The sequence below is a fragment of the Stenotrophomonas sp. YJH_SMC_110 genome, assembly GCF_059369255.1.
Window position 1 is genome coordinate 124,290 of record NZ_JCAFSM010000002.1, and the last position, 18,031, is coordinate 142,320.

At 65.3% G+C, this 18,031-nt stretch carries 14 protein-coding genes; 5 read left to right on the forward strand and 9 right to left on the reverse strand.

Annotated elements, in window-relative coordinates; genetic code table 11:
* Positions 1-32 precede the first annotated feature (32 nt).
* The 6 genes from AC5P6H_RS05210 to AC5P6H_RS05235 form a co-directional block, all read right to left on the reverse strand.
* A complete protein-coding gene (locus AC5P6H_RS05210) occupies positions 33-527 on the reverse strand; it encodes a VOC family protein (RefSeq protein WP_049442362.1) in 495 nt (164 codons plus the stop codon).
* Between the two features lie 123 nt (positions 528-650).
* Positions 651-2,657, reverse strand: a complete 2,007-nt coding sequence (locus AC5P6H_RS05215; RefSeq protein ID WP_495202367.1) for a M13 family metallopeptidase — start codon at positions 2,655-2,657, stop codon at positions 651-653.
* 215 nt (positions 2,658-2,872) lie between these two features.
* Positions 2,873-4,975: a M13 family metallopeptidase gene (locus AC5P6H_RS05220; protein WP_495202368.1), complete on the reverse strand. Its 2,103-nt coding sequence runs from the start codon at positions 4,973-4,975 to the stop codon at positions 2,873-2,875.
* A 172-nt stretch (positions 4,976-5,147) separates the two neighbouring features.
* The gene (locus AC5P6H_RS05225; protein WP_495202369.1) at positions 5,148-7,175 is read right to left on the reverse strand and encodes an alpha/beta hydrolase family protein; all 2,028 of its coding nucleotides are present in this window, start codon (positions 7,173-7,175) and stop codon (positions 5,148-5,150) included.
* 94 nt (positions 7,176-7,269) lie between these two features.
* Positions 7,270-10,248: a TonB-dependent receptor plug domain-containing protein gene (locus AC5P6H_RS05230; protein WP_014647913.1), complete on the reverse strand. Its 2,979-nt coding sequence runs from the start codon at positions 10,246-10,248 to the stop codon at positions 7,270-7,272.
* A gap of 387 nt (positions 10,249-10,635) precedes the next feature.
* Positions 10,636-13,425, reverse strand: coding sequence for a TonB-dependent receptor plug domain-containing protein (locus AC5P6H_RS05235; RefSeq protein ID WP_014647912.1), 2,790 nt, complete (start codon positions 13,423-13,425; stop codon positions 10,636-10,638).
* A gap of 213 nt (positions 13,426-13,638) precedes the next feature.
* On the opposite strand from AC5P6H_RS05235, the gene apbC reads away from it, so the two are divergent.
* Both apbC and dcd read left to right on the forward strand, forming a co-directional pair.
* A complete protein-coding gene (gene apbC / locus AC5P6H_RS05240; RefSeq protein ID WP_014647911.1) occupies positions 13,639-14,493 on the forward strand; it encodes an iron-sulfur cluster carrier protein ApbC in 855 nt (284 codons plus the stop codon).
* A gap of 78 nt (positions 14,494-14,571) precedes the next feature.
* Complete coding sequence (gene dcd / locus AC5P6H_RS05245) at positions 14,572-15,144, forward strand: dCTP deaminase (RefSeq protein ID WP_014037995.1); 573 nt, start codon at positions 14,572-14,574, stop codon at positions 15,142-15,144.
* Between the two features lie 106 nt (positions 15,145-15,250).
* Here dcd and AC5P6H_RS05250 read toward each other — a convergent pair whose 3' ends face one another.
* Genes AC5P6H_RS05250 through AC5P6H_RS05260 form a run of 3 tightly spaced genes read right to left on the reverse strand, consistent with a single transcriptional unit; the run spans position 15,251 to position 16,524 of the window.
* Positions 15,251-15,418 carry a LiaI-LiaF-like domain-containing protein gene (locus AC5P6H_RS05250; RefSeq protein ID WP_005418011.1) on the reverse strand — a complete coding sequence of 56 codons (168 nt, stop codon included), beginning with the start codon at positions 15,416-15,418 and terminating at the stop codon, positions 15,251-15,253.
* Between the two features lie 15 nt (positions 15,419-15,433).
* Positions 15,434-15,856, reverse strand: coding sequence for an HIT domain-containing protein (locus AC5P6H_RS05255; RefSeq protein WP_014647910.1), 423 nt, complete (start codon positions 15,854-15,856; stop codon positions 15,434-15,436).
* Positions 15,853-16,524: a dienelactone hydrolase family protein gene (locus tag AC5P6H_RS05260; protein WP_032957503.1), complete on the reverse strand. Its 672-nt coding sequence runs from the start codon at positions 16,522-16,524 to the stop codon at positions 15,853-15,855. Before AC5P6H_RS05260 ends, AC5P6H_RS05255 begins: the two co-directional genes overlap by 4 nt.
* A 365-nt stretch (positions 16,525-16,889) precedes the next feature.
* Between AC5P6H_RS05260 and AC5P6H_RS05265 the strand changes: the two genes are divergently transcribed.
* The 3 genes from AC5P6H_RS05265 to AC5P6H_RS05275 all read left to right on the forward strand — a co-directional run bounded on the left by AC5P6H_RS05265 (position 16,890) and on the right by AC5P6H_RS05275 (position 18,015).
* Positions 16,890-17,348, forward strand: a complete 459-nt coding sequence (locus AC5P6H_RS05265) for a phage tail protein (protein WP_346601446.1) — start codon at positions 16,890-16,892, stop codon at positions 17,346-17,348.
* Complete coding sequence (locus AC5P6H_RS05270) at positions 17,348-17,692, forward strand: hypothetical protein (RefSeq protein ID WP_014647908.1); 345 nt, start codon at positions 17,348-17,350, stop codon at positions 17,690-17,692. Before AC5P6H_RS05265 ends, AC5P6H_RS05270 begins: the two co-directional genes overlap by 1 nt.
* An 80-nt stretch (positions 17,693-17,772) precedes the next feature.
* On the forward strand, positions 17,773-18,015 hold the full coding sequence (locus tag AC5P6H_RS05275; protein WP_227864145.1) for a phage tail assembly protein T: 243 nt from the start codon (positions 17,773-17,775) through the stop codon (positions 18,013-18,015).
* Positions 18,016-18,031: the final 16 nt, after the last annotated feature.

Here is an 18,031-nt window from a genome sequence, read left to right on the forward strand (position 1 = left end):
GCATCTGCACACGGGGCATGGGGAGAAACGACTTAATCCCCTCCGTCCCCTTTTTTGATTGCCGCTTCGATGGTGGCGATGTCGATCTTCTTCATCGGCATCATCGCGTTGAAGGCGCGCTTGGCCAATGCCTTGTCCTTGCTGGTCACGGCTTCGATCAACATGCGCGGGCTGATCTGCCAGGAGATGCCCCAGCGATCCTTGCACCAGCCGCATTGGCTTTCCTGTCCACCGTTGCCGACGATCGCATCCCACAGGCGGTCGGTCTCGGCCTGGTCCTCGGTCTGGATCTGGAAGGAAAACGCTTCACTGTGCTTGAACGCGGTGCCGCCGTTGAGGCCGACGCAGGGAATGCCGCAGACCGTGAACTCGACCGTCAGCACGTTGCCTTCCTTGCCATCCGGAAAGTCGCCGGGGGCGCGATGCACGGCGATCACCGCGCTGTCGGGCAGGATGCTGGCGTAGAAGGTGGCGGCCTCGAGCGCGCCGTTGTCGTACCAGAGGCAGATCGTGTTCTTGTGTGCCATGTCGGGGCTCCGCGATGGACGAAGCCGCAGCGATAGCACGCGCGGTGTTAACCCGGGATCGTGCTGCACCCGCAAAAAAGGGCGCCCGAAGGCGCCCCCTGTACTACGGGTAGTGCGCGTGGCTCAGCGCCAGACCTTGATCTGGTCGGCTTCGCTGCGCTGCATCGGCTGGCCGGCCTTGCAGCTGAAGGTGGCACCGAATGCCGGCAGGTTGGCCAGCGTGCCGTTGCTGCGCCACAGGCCCGGCGCGCGGATGTCGGCGGTCAGGCGGCGCACGGCCTCGTTCGGCGACAGCTGCTGTGCCCACAACGCCGACCAGGCGCGGAAGAAGCCCTGCTGCTGTGCCGGCTTGGCCTTCGGCTCCTGCGCGGTATAGGCCGCCCAGGCCAGTTCCAGACCGGCGATGTCGGCCAGGTTCTCTTCCTGGGTGAGCGTGCCGTTGACCTTGGCACCCTTCACGCCCGGGAAATCGTAGGCGCTGTACTGCGCGGCCACGCGGTTGCCAAGCAGGGTCCAGGCGGTCTTGTCGGCCGGGGTCCACCAGCTGCGCAGTTCGCCCTTGGCGTCGACCAGTGCACCCTTGGCGTCGATCGCACGGGTCAGCTCATGGCCGACCAGGCCACCGAAGCTGCCGAACTTGTCGGCGGCGTCGGCCTTGGCATTGAACACCGGGCCCTGCAGGATCGCCGCGGTAACGATCAGGCGGTTCTGTGCCAGGTCGTAGGCCAGCGACGGCTGCTGCGGCAGCACGTCCCAGCGGCGGTCGGCGTTGCCCTTGCCGATGCGCTTCATTTCCTCGCGGTGGCGCCAGGTCGACGCGATCAGCATGTTGCCGCCGAACGAACCGCGGCCCATCGGCTGCACGCTGTAGTCGAGGTCGCGCAACGGGGTGCCGATCTCGATCTTCAGCGCAGCCAGCTTGGCCTGCGCTTCGGTCTTGGCTTCGGCGCTCATCCAGCTGTTGTTCTTGACCGCCTCGATCTGCACTTCGCGCAGCTTGTCGACGATCCACGCCGCCTGGCGACGGTCTTCGGCCGACAGGTAACGGGCCGCATATTCGCGGCCGACCATCGGGCCGGCGGCCACGTTGATCGCCTCCAGCACGTCTTCCCAACGCTGCGGCGGCAGCGTTTCGCCACGCAGCACGCGGCCACGGAATTCAAACTCCGCGTCGCGGTAGGCCTTGGACAGGTACGGTGCCATCGAGTCGCCCACGCGCCAGCGCAGGTAGGCCTTCCACTGGTCCGGCTTGAGCTTGGTGACCATGCCATCGAGCTGCTTGAACAGGCCCGGGTCGGCCAGCGAGACCAGGTCGTCGTCCACGCCCTGTGCCTTCAGGAACGCGTCCAGCTGCAGGTTGCGGTAACGGCTGTTGAGCTCCTTGGTGGAGATCGGCGCGTAGTTGTTGAACGGGTTGTTGATGCCGGCCAGCGATTGCGCATTGCGCGCCAGCTCGGTCTCCAGCGCGATCACCGACTGCGATTCGGCATCGAGCCTGGCCGCCGGGGTGCCGGTCAGCGCCAGGATCTGCTTGACGTAGTTGCGGTAGCGCGCCATCAGCGCCACGGTATCGGCGTCGGTGCGGGTATAGAACGCCGGGTCCGGCAGGCCCATGCCGCCCTGCATGAAGTAACCGATGTGGCGGTCCAGTGCCTTCAGGTCGACGTCCGGGCCGAAGTTGAAGGCCACCGGGATGCCCACCTGGTGCAGCGCGGCGATCGAGGCCGGCACATCCTTGGCCTTCTTGATGGCGTTGATGCGGGTCAGCAGCGGCGCGATCGGGTTGGAGCCGTCCGCTTCCACGGCGGCTTCGTCCAGGCCGCTGGCCCAGAAGTCGCCCAGCAGCTTCTGCACGTTGCCCTGCGGCGACTTCATCGCGGCGTCGAGCAGTTCACGCTGCTGCTGGCGGCTGCGCTCGACCAGCTGGCCGAGCGCGGTGGTGGCACCGGTCTGCGGCACCGGGTTGGCCTTCAGCCAGCCTGCGTTGGTGGCGTCGTAGAAGTCGCTGCACTGGGCGCTGACGGCCGGGGCGCGCGCGGCCTTCTTCTTGGCGGCGAACGCATCGTGGGTCGGGACCAGCGTCGCCAGGCTGATGCCCAGGGCGATGGCAAGCGGACGGAAATTGGGCATGTGGAACGAATCCGTGATGGATTGAGGGCGCGCGCACTATAGCAAGCCGTGCATGGGCGCGGCATGCACGCGTCACGGTGGCGCCGCCGGGCCGTGCGCCGACCAGGGTCGGCATCTACCAACGGCCTGAGCCATGCGTGGATGACGGGCGCTGTGAAAAACAAAGGCCCGGGATTCCCGGGCCTTTGCAGGTCTGCCGCAGCGTCAGCCGTGGCTTACCAGATCACCACCTGCTGCTCGCCGGTGCGGGCCATCGGCGAACCGGCCTTGCACTGGAACGCGGCAGCGAAGGTCGGCAGGTTCGACGGCGCACCCATGGCACGGAACTGCGCCGGGGCGTGCGGGTCGGTGGCCAGGCGGACCTTGGCGTTTTCCGGGGTGTACTTGGTGCGCCACACGGTGGCCCAGTTGAAGAAGAAGCGCTGGTCGCGGGTGAAGCCGTCGACCTTCGCATCTTCCTTGCCGGCGGTGGCCTTCTGCAGGGCGTCGTAGGCGGTGGCCAGGCCGCCCAGGTCGGCGATGTTCTCGCCCAGGGTCAGGTGGCCGTTCACTGCCTGGCCGTCGACCTTGTACTGGTCGAACTGCTTGACCAGCTTGCCGGTGAGGCCTTCGAAGTTCTTCTTGTCGGCCGGGGTCCACCAGTCTTCCATGTTGCCGGTCGGCCCGAAGCGTGCGCCCTGGTCGTCGTAACCGTGGGTCATCTCATGGCCGATCACCGCACCGATGCCGCCGTAGTTCAGCGCGTCGTCGGGCTTCGGATCGAAGAACGGCGGCTGCAGGATGGCGGCCGGGAACACGATCTCGTTCTGCAGCGGGTTGTAGTAGGCGTTGACGGTCTGCGGGGACATGCCCCACTCGGTCTTGTCCACTGGCTTGCCGATCTTGGACAGGTTGAACTTGTAGTTGAACTCGTTGGCCGCGCGCACGTTGCCCAGGTAGCTGTCGCGCTGGGTCTGCAGGCCCGACCAGTCGCGCCACTTGTCCGGGTAACCGATCTTCGGGGTGAAGGTTTCCCACTTGGCGATGGCCTTGGCCTTGGTTTCCTCGCTCATCCAGCTCAGGCCCTGGATGCGGTCCTTCAGCGAGGCGGCCAGGTTCTTCACCAGTTCTTCCATCTTCGCCTTCGCTTCCGGCGAGAAGGCCACCTTCACGTACAGCTGGCCGAAGGCTTCACCGGCATCGTTTTCGATGGTGCCCAGCACACGCTTCCAGCGCGGCTTCTGCTCCTTCTGGCCGTTGAGGGTCTTGCCGTAGAACTCGTAGTTCTCCTGCACGAAGGCATCGGCCAGGTACGGCGAGGCGCTGTCCACGGTGTGGAAGCGCAGGTAGGCGCGCCACACCGACGGATCGGTGTCGGCCAGCGACTTGCTCACTTCCTCATGGAAGGCCGGCATGGCCAGCGAGAACTTCTCCGGCGCGGCCACGCCCTGCGACTTGAAGAACTCGGTCCAGCTGAAGTTCGGGGTCAGCTTGTCGGCGTCGGCCAGGGTGACCGGGTTGTAGTACAGCTCGACGTTGCGCGACAGCTCCACGCGCGACTTGGAGGCATTGGCCAGGCGGGTTTCGAACTTGACCACGTCCTCGGCCTGCTTGGCTGCATCGGCCGCGGCCACGCCGGACAGCTCCAGCACCTTGGCGACATGCGCCTGATAGGCCTTCAGCTTGTCGGCGTTCTTGGCATCGGTGTAGTAGGTGGTATCCGGCAGGCCCAGGCCGCCCTGGCTGGCATAGGCCATGTTCACGCCGGAGTTCTTGAAGTCGGCTTCAGCGCCGAAGCCGAACAGGAGGTTGTCACCCTTGGCGGCGCTGGTGCGCAGGTAGTTGGCGATGGCCGCCTTGTCCTGCAGGCCGTCGATCGCAGCCAGGTCGGCCTTCAGCGGCTCGATGCCCTGGGCGTTGATCTTGGCTTCGTCCATGCCGGTGGCCCACAGGTCGCCGACGATCTTCTCGATGTGGTTCGGATTCTTGACCTGCGCAACCTGTTCGGCCAGCTGGTGCTGCACGGCCACCGAACGTTCGTCGAGGATGGTGAACGCGCCCCAGCTGGTGCGGTCGCCCGGGATTTCATTGGCGGCCAGCCACTTGCTGTTGACGTAGTCGCCGAAGGCGGTGCACGCGTCCTTGGTGGTGTCCAGGTCGCTCGGCTGGAAGGCGTTGTAGGCCGGCAGCTTGCTGTCGTCCAGCTTGTAGGTGGTGGCTTCGGCGGTGGCCGGGGCGGGGGTCGCGGCATCCTTGGCCGGGGTTTCGTTCTTGCCGCAGCCGGCCAGCACGGCCGACACGGCCAGGCTGAGCAGGACGATCTTGGGAGTGCGCGTCATCACTATTCTTGGCCTCCAGGCCGAGTGAGTCAGGGAGAAGCCGCAGGTACGGCCGTGGGCCGAACGATACGCCGCCGGCCTGGCCTGCAAGGGTGTCGAAGGTCATGTCCGGGCGCAAGGGCCAGAACGTGCAAGGGCGCCCCGTGGGCGCCCTTGCAGGAAGCGGTGCGGCTTACAGGCCGCCGCCGCAGCAGCCCTTGCCCAGGTAGTCGTCGATCAGCCTGAGCTGGTCACCCATGATCGCGCGGGTCCAGGCGGGACCATGCGCGTAGTCGGCGATGGCGTGGAACTCGACCGGCTGCCCCGAACCCCTGGCCTTGTTCACGAACCACTCCGACTGCTCGATCGGCACCGTGCGGTCGCGGTCACCGTGGTAGACCATCAATGGAATCTTCATTTCACCGGCCTTGTCGACCGGGTTGAGGCCGGCCACGGTCGGCGCCTGGGCCTGGCGGAAGAACGGGTTGGTATAGAAGCGCGACCAGATCTTCTTGATGTCCGAAACGCCGGCACCGGCGATGGCGCACTTGTACAGGCCATTGGGACGCACCGAAGCCGCGAACGCCGAGTAGCCGCCATAGGAGAAGCCGAACATGGCGATGTGGCCGGGCTGGGCGATCTTCTGGTCGATCATCCACTGCGCGCCATCGTCCTTGTCGTCCTGCATCTTCTGGCCCCATTCGGCATCACCGGCCATCCACAGCTTGCGGCCCCAGTCGGCCGAGCCGCGGAACTGCGGGCGCAGGACCGCCATGCAGCGTGATGCCATCAGCGGTACCCACATCGAGCCGTCGAAGTCCATGCCATCGCGCGCCCACGGGCCGCCGTGCGGATGCACCACGGCTTTCCACGGGCCGGCACCGCACAGCTCGGTGCTGGGCGTGGTCAGGAATGCCGGAATGTCCAGCCCGTCGCGTGCCTTGTAGTAGACCAGCCGGGTGGTGCCCAGCGCGGCTGGCTGGATCTGCGGATAGGTCTTGGCCAGCAGGGTCAGCTTGCCGTCGTGCAGCAGGTGATACTCGGGCGGGTTGGAAGGGCCGGAGGTAGCCACCAGCACATTGGAAAGATCGGCGGTGTAGTCGACGATGCGGTAGCTCAGGCCTGTATCGTAGTTGGCGGTGTAGCGCTGGCCGTTCGCGGTATCGACCATCGCCAGCGGCTCCTGGCGGATGCCAAGCGCCTGGCGCAGCCCCTGGTCCAGGGCCTTCATGCGCGGAGAGGTCCACTGGATGTCGTCGCCGCGCGGACCGGCGTAGCCGATTCCCATGATCTCGCCGAAGGGTACCGCACCGCTCCGGTGGCGGTTGATCAGCATCGAGCCGGCGTTGAACAGTTTGTGCTCGAACAGCACTTCCTTCTGCTTGCGGGCCGTGATGTCGTACTCGTAGACGATTGATTTGTCGCGGCCGACATTGCTGAGTACGAACGCGATGTTCGGATCATCGGCAAAGCCGATCACCTGGTTAACGTCGCGGTTCTTCACGTAGGAGCGGAAATGCTCCTCCCAGGCACCGTTGGCAGGCGAGCGGAACTCGGTGGCGACGTAGGCGCCGGTACCGTCGACGTCCTGCCGCAGGCGTGCCCGCAGTTCACTGTCCAGGTCGGTGAGATAGCCCGCCACGCGCTCTTCGGTCTTCTGGATGCGCTGGGAGGTGAAGTTGCGCAGGTCGACCTTGTAGACGTCACCGGAACTGCTGCCCGAACCGTTGACCACCAGGATGTGGTCGGGATCGTTGGGCAGGGTGTCGAGCACCGTGGCGTTGGCCAGTGCCTGCTCGAGCTCTTCATTGCGACTGGAGGCGCGCGGCGGCGTGATCGGCTCCTTCCACTGCTTGCCTTCGATGTCGGTGATGAAGAACTTGCTGACGAAGGTCTTGGTCACCCGGTCGGCGCGCAGGTCGTAGGGTTGCCACAGCACGACGGCCAGCTGTCCGTTCTTGATGAACGACACGCTCTGGAACTTCATGCGGTTGGCGCCGATCACCGTGGGTGGCTTGTCCAGTGCATCGGTCCGCCAAACCACGATCACGCGCTCCTCGCCATCGGCGCGAAGGCCGGCGATGTGTTTTCCGTCTGGTGACAACGACAGGCTGGAGATGGCCGGGAAGGCGGCCATCTGTTCGATGGTGGGCGCCACAGGCTTGGCGTGCAGCAACGGTGAAAGGCTGGCCAGGGCCGCCAGCAGCAGGGCTCGCTTCATTGCAACCTCGGAATGCGTTGGCACCGGCCTGCGGAGAATCCGGTGCCTGAAATGGAACCGCCGCCCCGAAGGGCGGCGGTTGCAGGGAGCAGGATCAGAACGAACGCGTGATGTTCAGGAAGTAGCTGCGACCGAAGTAGTCGAAGCCGCTGTACAGCAGCGCGTTGCCGACGGTGCTGTAGACACCCTGGGAGATGGTCGGCGGCTTGCGGTCGGCGAAGTTGCGCACGCCACCGGTGACCGACCACTTGTCCGCTTCATACTTCACCGAGATGGCCTGCAGGAAGTAGTTCGGGGTGTACAGCTTGTACGCCGAGGTGGCCGGATCGAAGTCACCCGGGTTGCGCTCCTCGTAGTACGCGTAGCTGTCCATCTTGTCGATCCAGTCCAGGCCGTAACGCACCTGCCAGTTCTTCCACTTGTAGCTCAGGTCCAGCGAGGCGGTGTTTTCCGGACGCGACAGCATGCCGTTGTAGTCCACCAGCGGATCGTCGGAGAAGACCTTGCTGGCCTGTTCCAGGTAGTGGGTGAACTGCAGCGTGGTGCGCAGGGTGCCCGGGCCGATTTCGCGGACATAGCGGGTGGTGAAGTCCAGGCCACGGACCTTGTCGGTGGACAGGTTGATGAAGCCGTTGGTCACCACCAGTTGGTTGTTGACCGGGTTGCGGGCCACCAGGCGGCACAGACCCGAACCGGAGGAGAAGTCGGCACTGCCGCTGTCGTAGCAGCGCGACAGGATGTTCGCGCCGCCCGCGCTGTCGACGCCGTTCTTCACTTCGATGTCGAAGTAGTCGGCGGCGAAGGACAGGTCACCGAAGCCGCTGCCGAATTCCGGCTGGATCACCACGCCCAGGGTCTTGGCCTTGGAGGTTTCGGCTTCCAGGCCGGCCTCGGCACCACCCTGGGTGACCACGGTCACGCCCTGGGTGGCCAGGTAGTCCGGTGCCAGGCCCAGCGATGCGCAGTTCTGGTAACGCGGCGAGCTCGGGTTGCGATCACCATACTCGTTGCAGGGGTCGGCACTGCTGCTCAGGAAGCCGGTGGTGCCGCCCAGGAACTGTTCGAACAGCGCCGGTGCGCGGTAGGAGGTGCCGTACGACGCACGGAACGACAGCCACTTCACCGGGGTCCACAGCGCGCCGATCTTGTAGGTCTCATCCGAGCCGTAGGACTTGTAGTCGGTGTAGCGGCCGGACAGGTTGACCGTCAGTTCCTCGGCAGCGGTGACGCCGGACAGCAGCGGCAGTTCCAGTTCGCCGTAGGCTTCGAACACCGAGTCCGAACCGCGGGTCGGAGTGGCGTTGGTCAGGTTGTACAGGTCGGCATTGATCGAGTACGGCGACGGGGTGTCGTCGATGCGTGCCTTGCGGTACTCGACGCCGAATGCACCACCGGCCGAACCGTACGGCATGTCGAACAGCGGGCCGTTGACGTTGAAGTTGACCGTCGTTTCCTTGTACAGCGTGTTGCCGGTGACCGGCACGAACACCCAGTCCTTCCAGTCCTGCGGCAGCTTGCCACCGATGGTGTTGGTGTTCAGCGCCGGCGCGGCGATGCAGCCGTTGGAACCGTCCCGGCAGACATAGCCACCGGCACCGTTGGAGACCACGTCCAGGCTCTGGCGCAGGCGGCTGGTCAGGAAGCTCTCGAAGGTGTAGTCGGCGTCGCTGCGCGAGTGCATGACGTTGAAGTCATAGTTCCACTCCGAGCTCAGGTGGCCACGCAGGCCGGCATTGAAGCGCAGGAAGTCGACGTTCTGCTTGTTGGTGTCGTTGCCGAAACCGATGAACGCACGCACGCCCAGGTTCTTGCCGCTGGTCTGGTCGGTCGGAGCACCGGCAACGCTGTCACGCAGGTTGGCCGGGATCAGCGGGCTGCCCACGGCATAGTCCAGGGTCAGCTGGCGATAGCCGGTCTGGGTCGACTTGCGCTTGTTGCCCAGGAACTCGTAGTACAGCTCGGCATCGCCCAGTGCGTTGAGGTCGAAGCCACCCTGCAGGTACAGGGTGTGGGTCTTGGTCGGCGAGATCAGCGACTGGTTGCGCATGGCCGGATCGAAGGTGTCGCGGGTGTTCAGGTCCACGCCTTCGTAGCCCACCAGGCCGGTGGTGATGGCCGCATTCGGGCGCCAGCGGTTGAAGCGGGTGCCGGCGCCGCCCGGGGCCGCAACACCGGTACGGGTGTTGGTGCCGATGGTGTTCAGCGTGGTGCCGCCGGCATCGAGCGACCAGCACTTCGGCTTGCCGGTCAGCGGGTCGATGAAGTCGCCGCTGCCCCAATAGTCGCCCGCGTCGATGTCGCGGTACATGTCGGTCGGGCAGCCACCGGCCCAGCTGCGGTCGGCCAGGGTCAGCTCGTTGCGGGTGTAGTACTCATAGGAGCCGGAGAAGTGCGAGCGCTCGCCGGTGGCACCGAACATGATGGAGTAACGGCGCTCTTCACCGCCGCCGCCATCGGTGGCGTTGTGCTGTGCTTCGAAGCTGACGCCATCGACCTTCTTCTTGGTGATGATGTTGATTACGCCGGCAACGGCGTCGGAGCCGTAGATCGAGGACGCACCGTCCTTCAGGATTTCGACGCGGTCGACGATCGAGTTCGGCAGCACGTTCAGGTCGGTCGAGCCCACCGAGCCGCGGGTACCCGCCGGCGACACGCGGCGGCCATTGAGCAGGATCAGCGTGCGGGTCGGGCCGAGGCCGCGCAGGCCCAGGGTGTTGGCGCCCGGGCCACCGTCGGTGACGTAGCCTCCATAGGCGTTGTTGATCTGCGCCGCACCGGCGGTGACCGCGGTGCTCTGCAGGGCCGCCGTGGTCGAGTTGAAGCCGGCCAGGGTGGTTTCTTCACGGGTGACGACCTGCACCGGCGAGACCGAGTTGAACACGTCGCGGCTGATGCGCGAGCCGGTGACGGTCACCGTATCCAGATTGGTGGCCTTGGACTTGGATGCCTCTTCGGTGGTCTGCGTCGAGCCCGAGGCGTCCTGTGCGATCGCCGGGGCAGCCGCAGCGAGCAGCACGGCGGAGGCGAGGGCGAAGCTCAGCGGGTGCTTGCTGAGCGACTTGCGATTGATCATCTGAAATCCCCTTGAATCGAATGATTGCGTCGTACACCGGGACAGGTCCTTGTCGGCGTCTCCGTGTGCCCCTTGCCCGGGGTCGGCAGCGTGCTGCCACCCGGCGCTGGTACCGGCTTCACGTGCCGATGACCCGAGATTAACACGACATTAACCGAGCCTGTCAAACGTTCACGAGGGAGTCATGAAGCTGTGGGTGATGGGCGCGCCTTGCAGTGACAGGAGGGCCCATTTCTCCTTCATCTCATTGATATGTATTGATTTGTTTCGGTTCATGTCAAACGTGTCTGAACCGTGAACGGGATGTGGCCGTGCTGTGCGACGGACAAAAAAAGGCCCCGCCGAAGCGGGGCCTGGTCCAGACACGCAGTCCGGAATACGACGGGATCAGAAGTCGTACTTGACCTGGGCCGAGATCTGACGGCCGTAGACGCTGTAGAAGCCGTCGTTGAACGGGGTCGATTCGTTGCCCGGGTAGTTGTAGCGCTGGCCTTCCGGCAGCTTGTTGAACACGTTGTTGACCATCAGCGACAGGGTCAGATCGTCCTGCGCCTGGTAGTTCAGGCTCATGTTGTAGGTGGTGTACGAGCCCCACTTGCCGGCCTTGGCGCCGGAGGAGTGGACGTAGTCATAGCTGCGGCCGGTGTAGGCCAGGTAGTTCGGGGTGCTGCCGACGTAGTTGGCGTACAGGGTGGTGGTGAACTTGGAGATGGCCCAGCCCACCGACACATCGCCGCGCACCTTGGCGAAGTTGTCGTAGTACCACATGTTGTACGGATCGCTCAGCAGATCCAGCTTCTGTGCGCCCGGCAGCGGCACCACTTCACGCTTCAGCATGTTGGTGTAGTTGCCCGAGAACATCAGCGAACCGAAGCGGCCCAGGTCCTGCTGGTACTTGGCGCCGACGGTCACCGCTTCCAGGTTCTGGCTGGCCACGTTGAGCTTCGGGGTGTACACGCGGGCCAGGTTGCCACCGGCGTCGCGGGACACCCAGTCGGTCACGTTCTGGCAGCTGGCCGAGGTGTTGTTCGGCAGGCCGTTGCGGCACTGGTACTCGGCCAGCAGCAGCTGGTCGGTGCTCAGGGTCTTGACCTCGTTCTTGATCTTCCAGTTGTAGTAGTCGACCGACAGCGAGAAGTTGCTCACCGGGGCCCACACCACGCCCGCGCTCCACACGTCGGCGGTGATCGGCTTCAGGTCCGGGTTGCCGGACTTTTCGCTGTACACCGAGGTGGTCTTGTAGAACGAGCAGGCTTCGTCACGCAGCGCGTAGCCCATCTGGCTGCAGCGGTAGTAGTCGTTCTGGCCGGAGGCGAACGAGCCGCTCATGCCCTGGAAGGCATCGGACAGGGTCGGCGCACGGAATGCGGTGCCGTACTTGCCGCGCAGCAGCAGGCTCTCAACCGGGCGGTATTCCAGGCCGATGCTGTAGGTGGCCTTGTCAACGGTCTTGTCGGCGATCTTGAAGGCGTCGTAGCGGCCCGAGGCGCTGATGGTCAGCGACTCGAACACCGGCATGCGCAGTTCGCTGGTCACCGCGTAGTTGCTGCGGTGGCCGGCACCGGCCACGGCGGTGGCGCCCCAGGCGTTACCATCTACGAAGGCCTGGTCGGGCGAGTAATCCCAACCTTCGCTGCCACCTTCCAGCACCACGGCCAGGCCGGCGTCGCCGCCCGGCAGGGAGAACAGCGACCCGTTGGTCACCTGCACGCGACCCAGGTTCTGCCAGGTCTTGCTGCGGTGGGTGCCATAGCCGGTGAAGCTGGCGAACTGGTCCGGGGTGATCGGCGAGTAGAACGCAGCGTAGTCCGGGTTGTAGATGCCGAAGCCATCAGCGGTGGTACCCAGGCGCGGGCCCAGCACGGTGTCGCCGAAGAAGCCTTCGATCTTGTCCTTCCAGCGCGCGAAGCGGTTCTGGTCCAGGCGGTATTCGCCGCGGGTGAAGCTGGCGCTGTAGTCCCAGTCGCCGACCATGCCCTTGCCACCCAGGGTGACCTGGTAGGAACGGCTCTCATCGGAGTTCAGGATGTTGTTGTAGTGGCCCGGGCCGATTTCTTCCGGTGCGAAGGCGCGCTGCAGGTTCACGACCTTGCCCAGGCCCTGGTCGTAGAAGCCGCCCATCACCGACTTGGTGCCCCACCACAGGGCGCTGGAGCCGGAGGTGAACTCGGTCTTTTCCTTGCTGTACAGCACATCGGCGAACAGCTGGAAGTTGTCGTTCACGTCGAAGGTCATCGACGAGTAGAACTGGCCGCTGTTCTTGCCGTTCTTCAGGGTCTTGTAGCCGGCGCTGTACACCGAGCCGCACGATTCGCCCGATGCACGCTTGCCGACGGTGGTGGTGCCGTCGTACAGGCCTGCGACGTTGGCGCAGCGGGTCGGGTCCATCATGTACAGCTTGTTGTCGGCGTTGCCGATGACGGCAAAGTCGTTCGACGGCAGCTGTGCGGTGTAGCCGACCGGGTTGTTCTGCTTGGTGATGTCACGCTGGTAGCCCCAGATCGGGCTGCCGTTTTCGATCTGCACGTTGACCAGCGCGTGGAAGCGGTCGTCGAATGCATTGAAGCCCTTGGCGGCGCTGAAGCGGATGTTGCTGCCACCACCTTCGGTGTAGGTGCCGCCACGGATCGACATCGTGCCGCCGTCCATGCGTTCCTTCAGGATGATGTTGACCACGCCGGCGATCGCGTCCGAGCCGTACAGCGACGACTGGCCGCCCGGCAGGACCTCGATGCGCTCGACGATGTCGATCGGAATGCCGCTGATGTTGTTGAACGACTCGCTGCCGTTGTACAGCGCCGGATACGAGAGCATCGGGCGGCCGTTGATCAGGTACTTGGTGTAGCCCGGGTTCAGGCCGAACATGCCGGCGGCTTCGGCGCCCTGGGTGAACGCACCCGAGGTCTGTCCACCCTGCAGGCCGCCGGTGGTCAGCGACGACTGCTGCAGAACTTCAGCAACGCTGCTGAAGCCGCGGGTCTGGATGTCTTCGGCGGTGATGGACATCACCGGGGTCTGGGTTTCGACCTGGGTCTGCGGGATCAGCGAACCGGTGACGGTGATCTTGTCCAGGTTGGTCGCCTTGTCCTGGGCCATTGCCGGGGCGGCGGCCATCAGAGCGGACATCAGGGCGACGGCGAGCGTGTTGCGACGTGCGGTATTGCTGACGTGTTTCATGTAATTCCATTGGAGAGCAAAAACAAAAACGGCACTGCGCATGCGCCATCGCGCGGGCTGGAATATCCGGCTCCGCAGCTCAAAACAGTGCTCATCGAACGTAACATGAACTTAACAATCTGTGCACGAATCTGTCGCATTCCTGAATTTCAGTCAGCTTGCATCCAGCTTGTATGATGTCGGGTTATCCCCCTGACCCCGCCGGTGCCCGTTGTGAACAGTTCTCCCCGCCGTCCCCATGTCAGCCAGGTCCAGAAGGGACTTACGCCGCATGCCCGCATCCGCAACGTGATCGCGGTCGGTTCGGGCAAGGGCGGCGTCGGCAAGTCCACCACCTCGGTGAACCTGGCCGTGGCGCTGCAGCAGCTCGGTGCGCGCGTGGGCGTGCTCGATGCGGACATCTACGGGCCGAGCGTGCCGGCCATGCTGGGCCTGTCCGGTCGCCCGGAAAGCCCGGACAACAAGAGCATCGAGCCGTTGCGTGCCTTTGGTGTGGACACCATGTCGATCGGCTACCTGATCGAAGAGGACACGCCGATGATCTGGCGGGGCCCGATGGCCACCTCGGCGATGACCCAGCTGTTCAACGACACCCTGTGGGACGACCTGGATTTCCTGCTGATCGACCTGCCGCCGGGCACCGGTGACATCCAGCTGACCCTGACCCAGAAGATTCCGCTGGCCGGTGCGGTGATCGTCACCACGCCGCAGGACATCGCCACGCTGGACGCGAAGAAAGCGCTGAAGATGTTCGAGAAGGTCGAGGTGCCGGTGCTGGGCATCGTCGAGAACATGGCGGTGCACACCTGCAGCAGTTGCGGGCACATCGAGCACCTGTTCGGCGAGGGCGGCGGCGAGCGCATGGCCGCGCAGTACGGCGTGCCGCTGCTGGGCTCTCTGCCCCTGCAGATCGGCATCCGTGAACAGGGCGATGCAGGCACCCCGATCACCGTCGCCCAGCCGGATTCGGCGCCGGCCCAGGCCTACCGCCATGCCGCACAGCGCCTGATCGAGGAAGTGGGCAGGCGCCCGCGGGCTTCGATCCCGATCCTGTCGTCGCTGCTGTAAGGGCCGGGGCAGGGGCCGCCGGCCGAGGCCGGGCCCCTGCTAGAATCCTCGCGCCCCCTCGTACCCCCAGGACAAAGCATGAGCATCAAGAGTGACCGTTGGATCCGCCGCATGTCCGAGCAGCACGGCATGATCGAGCCGTTCGAGGCCGGGCAGGTGAAGCAGGCCAACGGCCAGCGCATCGTCAGCTATGGCACGTCCAGCTATGGCTACGACGTGCGCTGCTCGCGCGAGTTCAAGGTGTTCACCAACATCAACTCGACGATCGTCGATCCCAAGCACTTCGACTCGGGCAGCTTCGTCGACATCACCGCCGACGAATGCATCATCCCGCCGAACAGCTTCGCGCTGGCGCGTACCGTCGAGTACTTCCGCATCCCGCGCGATACCCTGGTGGTGTGCCTGGGCAAGAGCACCTACGCGCGCTGCGGCATCATCGTCAACGTGACGCCGCTGGAGCCGGAATGGGAAGGCCACGTCACCCTGGAATTCAGCAACACCACGCCGCTGCCGGCGCGCATCTACGCCAACGAAGGCGTGGCACAGATGCTGTTCTTCCAGGCGGCCGCCGATGACGTCTGCGAGACGTCCTACCGCGACCGTGGCGGCAAGTACCAGGGCCAGACCGGCGTGACCCTGCCGCGGACCTGACGATTGCAGGCGATTTGTAGAGCCGAGCCATGCTCGGTTGCCCTGCATTGAAGCCGAGCATGGCTCGGCTCTACATGAGGGAAGGCGGCGCAATGCGCCGCCTTCCTTATTTGCCGCGACCGAACAGCATCGCGATGCCGACACCAACCAGGGCCACCGGCCACCAGGTCAACAGCAGCTTGGACAGGTTCAGGTGCGTCCAGCCGAGATTGCTGGCGAGCATGAACAGGCCGATCAGGATCAGCAGGACGGCGGCAACGAGGTTGAATCGCATCGGGTCGGCGAAGGCTCAGGACTGGGCCGGATATCCTAGCCGTTCCTTCCAGTAGGCGACATGCTGGTCCAGCGCCGCCGGCTCGTAGCGGTGCGCCGGGCCACTGCCCCAGACCGGGCCCGGCCAGGCCGGATCACCGTCATGGCGGCCGATGACATGGAAGTGCAGCTGGCGCACGATGTTGCCCAGCGCCCCGATGTTGATCTTCTCCACCCCGTCTGCGCCCTTCAGGGCCTTGCAGGCGCGGTTGAGCTCGGTGCGCAGCTTGTCCTGCTGCTCGCCGTCCAGCTCGATCCACTCGGTCACCCCGGCCAGGCGCGGTACCAGCACCAGCCAGGGGAATCGTTCGTCGTTCATCAGCCGCACTTGCGACAACGGTCCTTCCGCCACCAGCACGCTATCGGTGGCCAGGCGTGAATCGAGTTCGAATTCGCTCATCCAAGATGCTCCGAGAAGAAGTCCAGGGTGCGTTGCAGCGCCAGGGCGGCGCTGTCTGGATCATACGCATGTCCGACCTCCCGGTTGAAGGCGTGATCGGCCGGATAGACGTAGGTCGCCATCTGCGGCAGCTTCTCGCGGTGGGCCTGGACCGCTTCCGGCGGGATGCTGCGGTCCTGGGCGCCGAAGTGGAAGATCACCGGGGCCTTGGGCGCCTCGTCGAGGAACTGCACGTTGCGCGCACCGTAGTAGCTGACCGACGGCAGCCCCAGGCGCAGTGCGGACAGCATCGCCACCGTGCCGCCCCAGCAGTAGCCGACGGTGCCGACCTTGCCGTAGGGCGCCAGCCGGGTGGCCGCCGCGCGCACGACCTCCAGCGCCCGTTCCATGCCCAGCGCGCCGACCCGTTCCAGGCCCTGCTTCACGCCCTCGGCGTCGTAGGGCAGCGCATCCGGGTCGGCGTCGGGGCCGTCGACCAGGTCGAAGAACGAGGGCGCCAGCACCGCATAGCCTTCGGCTGCGAAGCGCTCGGCCACGCTGCGGATGTGCGGGTTGGCGCCGAAGATTTCCTGCACCACCACCAGTCCGCCGCGCGCGGTGCCGTCCGGCAGGGCCTGCCAGGCCCGTACCGGGCCGTGATGCGTATCCAGGGTGATCCACTCGGCCATCGTCATCTTCCTCGTTGCTGGGAACAGAGCTGCATTGTCGGCGCTGCGCCGGTTAGCGCGGCGTCAGCGGCTGTGCCGGATCGGGCGGCTGCGGGTTTGCGGCAGTGCGTTCCCAAGGCGGTGCAGAGGGCTGTTTCTGCATTGACCGGTGCACACCCGCAGCCTAAGCTTTCAGCCACGATGACATACAAGCCTCCGGCGCGAGCCGGGGGCTTTTTTGTTGTCCGCGTGTTGCGGGTCGCAACGCGCAACCGGTGGCTGTGACGGGCCAGCCACGATGACCCACTGCAGGCAGCCCCGAGCCTGATCACCCCGAACCCCAGCCGCCGCAAGGCGGCTTTTTCATTTCCAGGAGATTCAACACCATGTCCATCAATCAAGCCATTTCCGCCCAGGACTCCGCGCTGTACGTGAAGGCCGGTACCGCCCCGACCGCGCCGAACAATCCGGCCGGCTATACCGAAATCGACGGCCTGACCGCCTTCCCGTTCGGCCGCGGCCAGGCCAACACCCTTGATGCCACCAACCTGCGTTCCAAGCAGATGGAGAACATCGCGGGTCTGTCCGGCGGCCAGGCCGTGCAGGTGTCCGGCCACCGCTGGCCGGTCGGCAGCTCGGCAGGCCAGGAGATCCTGCGCGACGCCGATCCGGATGCCGACCTGCACTTCCTGATGGTGCTGCCCACCGGCGATGCCGCTACCTTCGTCGCCAAGGTCGCCGCCTTCAACGTGGCCCCGGGCACCAACCAGGTGCTGACGTTCACTGCGGACCTGCTGCCGCGTGAGTTCGCGCTGGTAACCGTGACCGCTGGCGGCACCCCGTGATGCTGCTGGGCAAGCAGCAGATCCTGGACGCGCAGGATCGCCGGCACGAGGACGTCGCCGTACCCGAATGGGGCGGCAGCGTGCGCGTGGCGATGATGTCGGCGCGTGACCGTGATCGCTGGGAGCAGGAGACCTATGGCGGTGACACGCCCAAGGTGGATGACTTCCGCGCGCGATTCGTCGGCCTGTGCCTGGTCGATGAAATGGGCGAGCGCCTGTTCTCCGACCACGAGGTGGCCCAGCTGGGCACGAAATCGGCCGCGGCGCTGGATCGCGTGTTCCGTGTCGCGCAGACGCTCAATGCGCTCGGCGATGCGGCCGTGGGAGAGCTGGAAAAAAACTGATCCGCCGGCCTGAGCGCCGGCTTCAGTTCCGGATCGCGTGGAGGCTGGGCCTCCCGCATCCGGACCACCTGCTGGCGGGAGTGACCTCCCGCCAGCTCTCGGAGATGTATGCGTTCGCACGCCTGGAGCCGTTGGACCAGCCCCTGCAGGGGATGCTCGCCCAGCTGACCAGTGTGCTGGCGCAGGTGCACGGCAATACGACCACTGCCGACGACTTCCTGCTGGTGCGACCGCGTGCGTCGCCGGAGAGGGCGGCAAAGGAGCGCTCGCAGCAGCTGCTGGAACTGTTCGGCAGCGCATCGCGGCGCAACGCTGCGGCGTGATTCCGGGCGGGGCAGG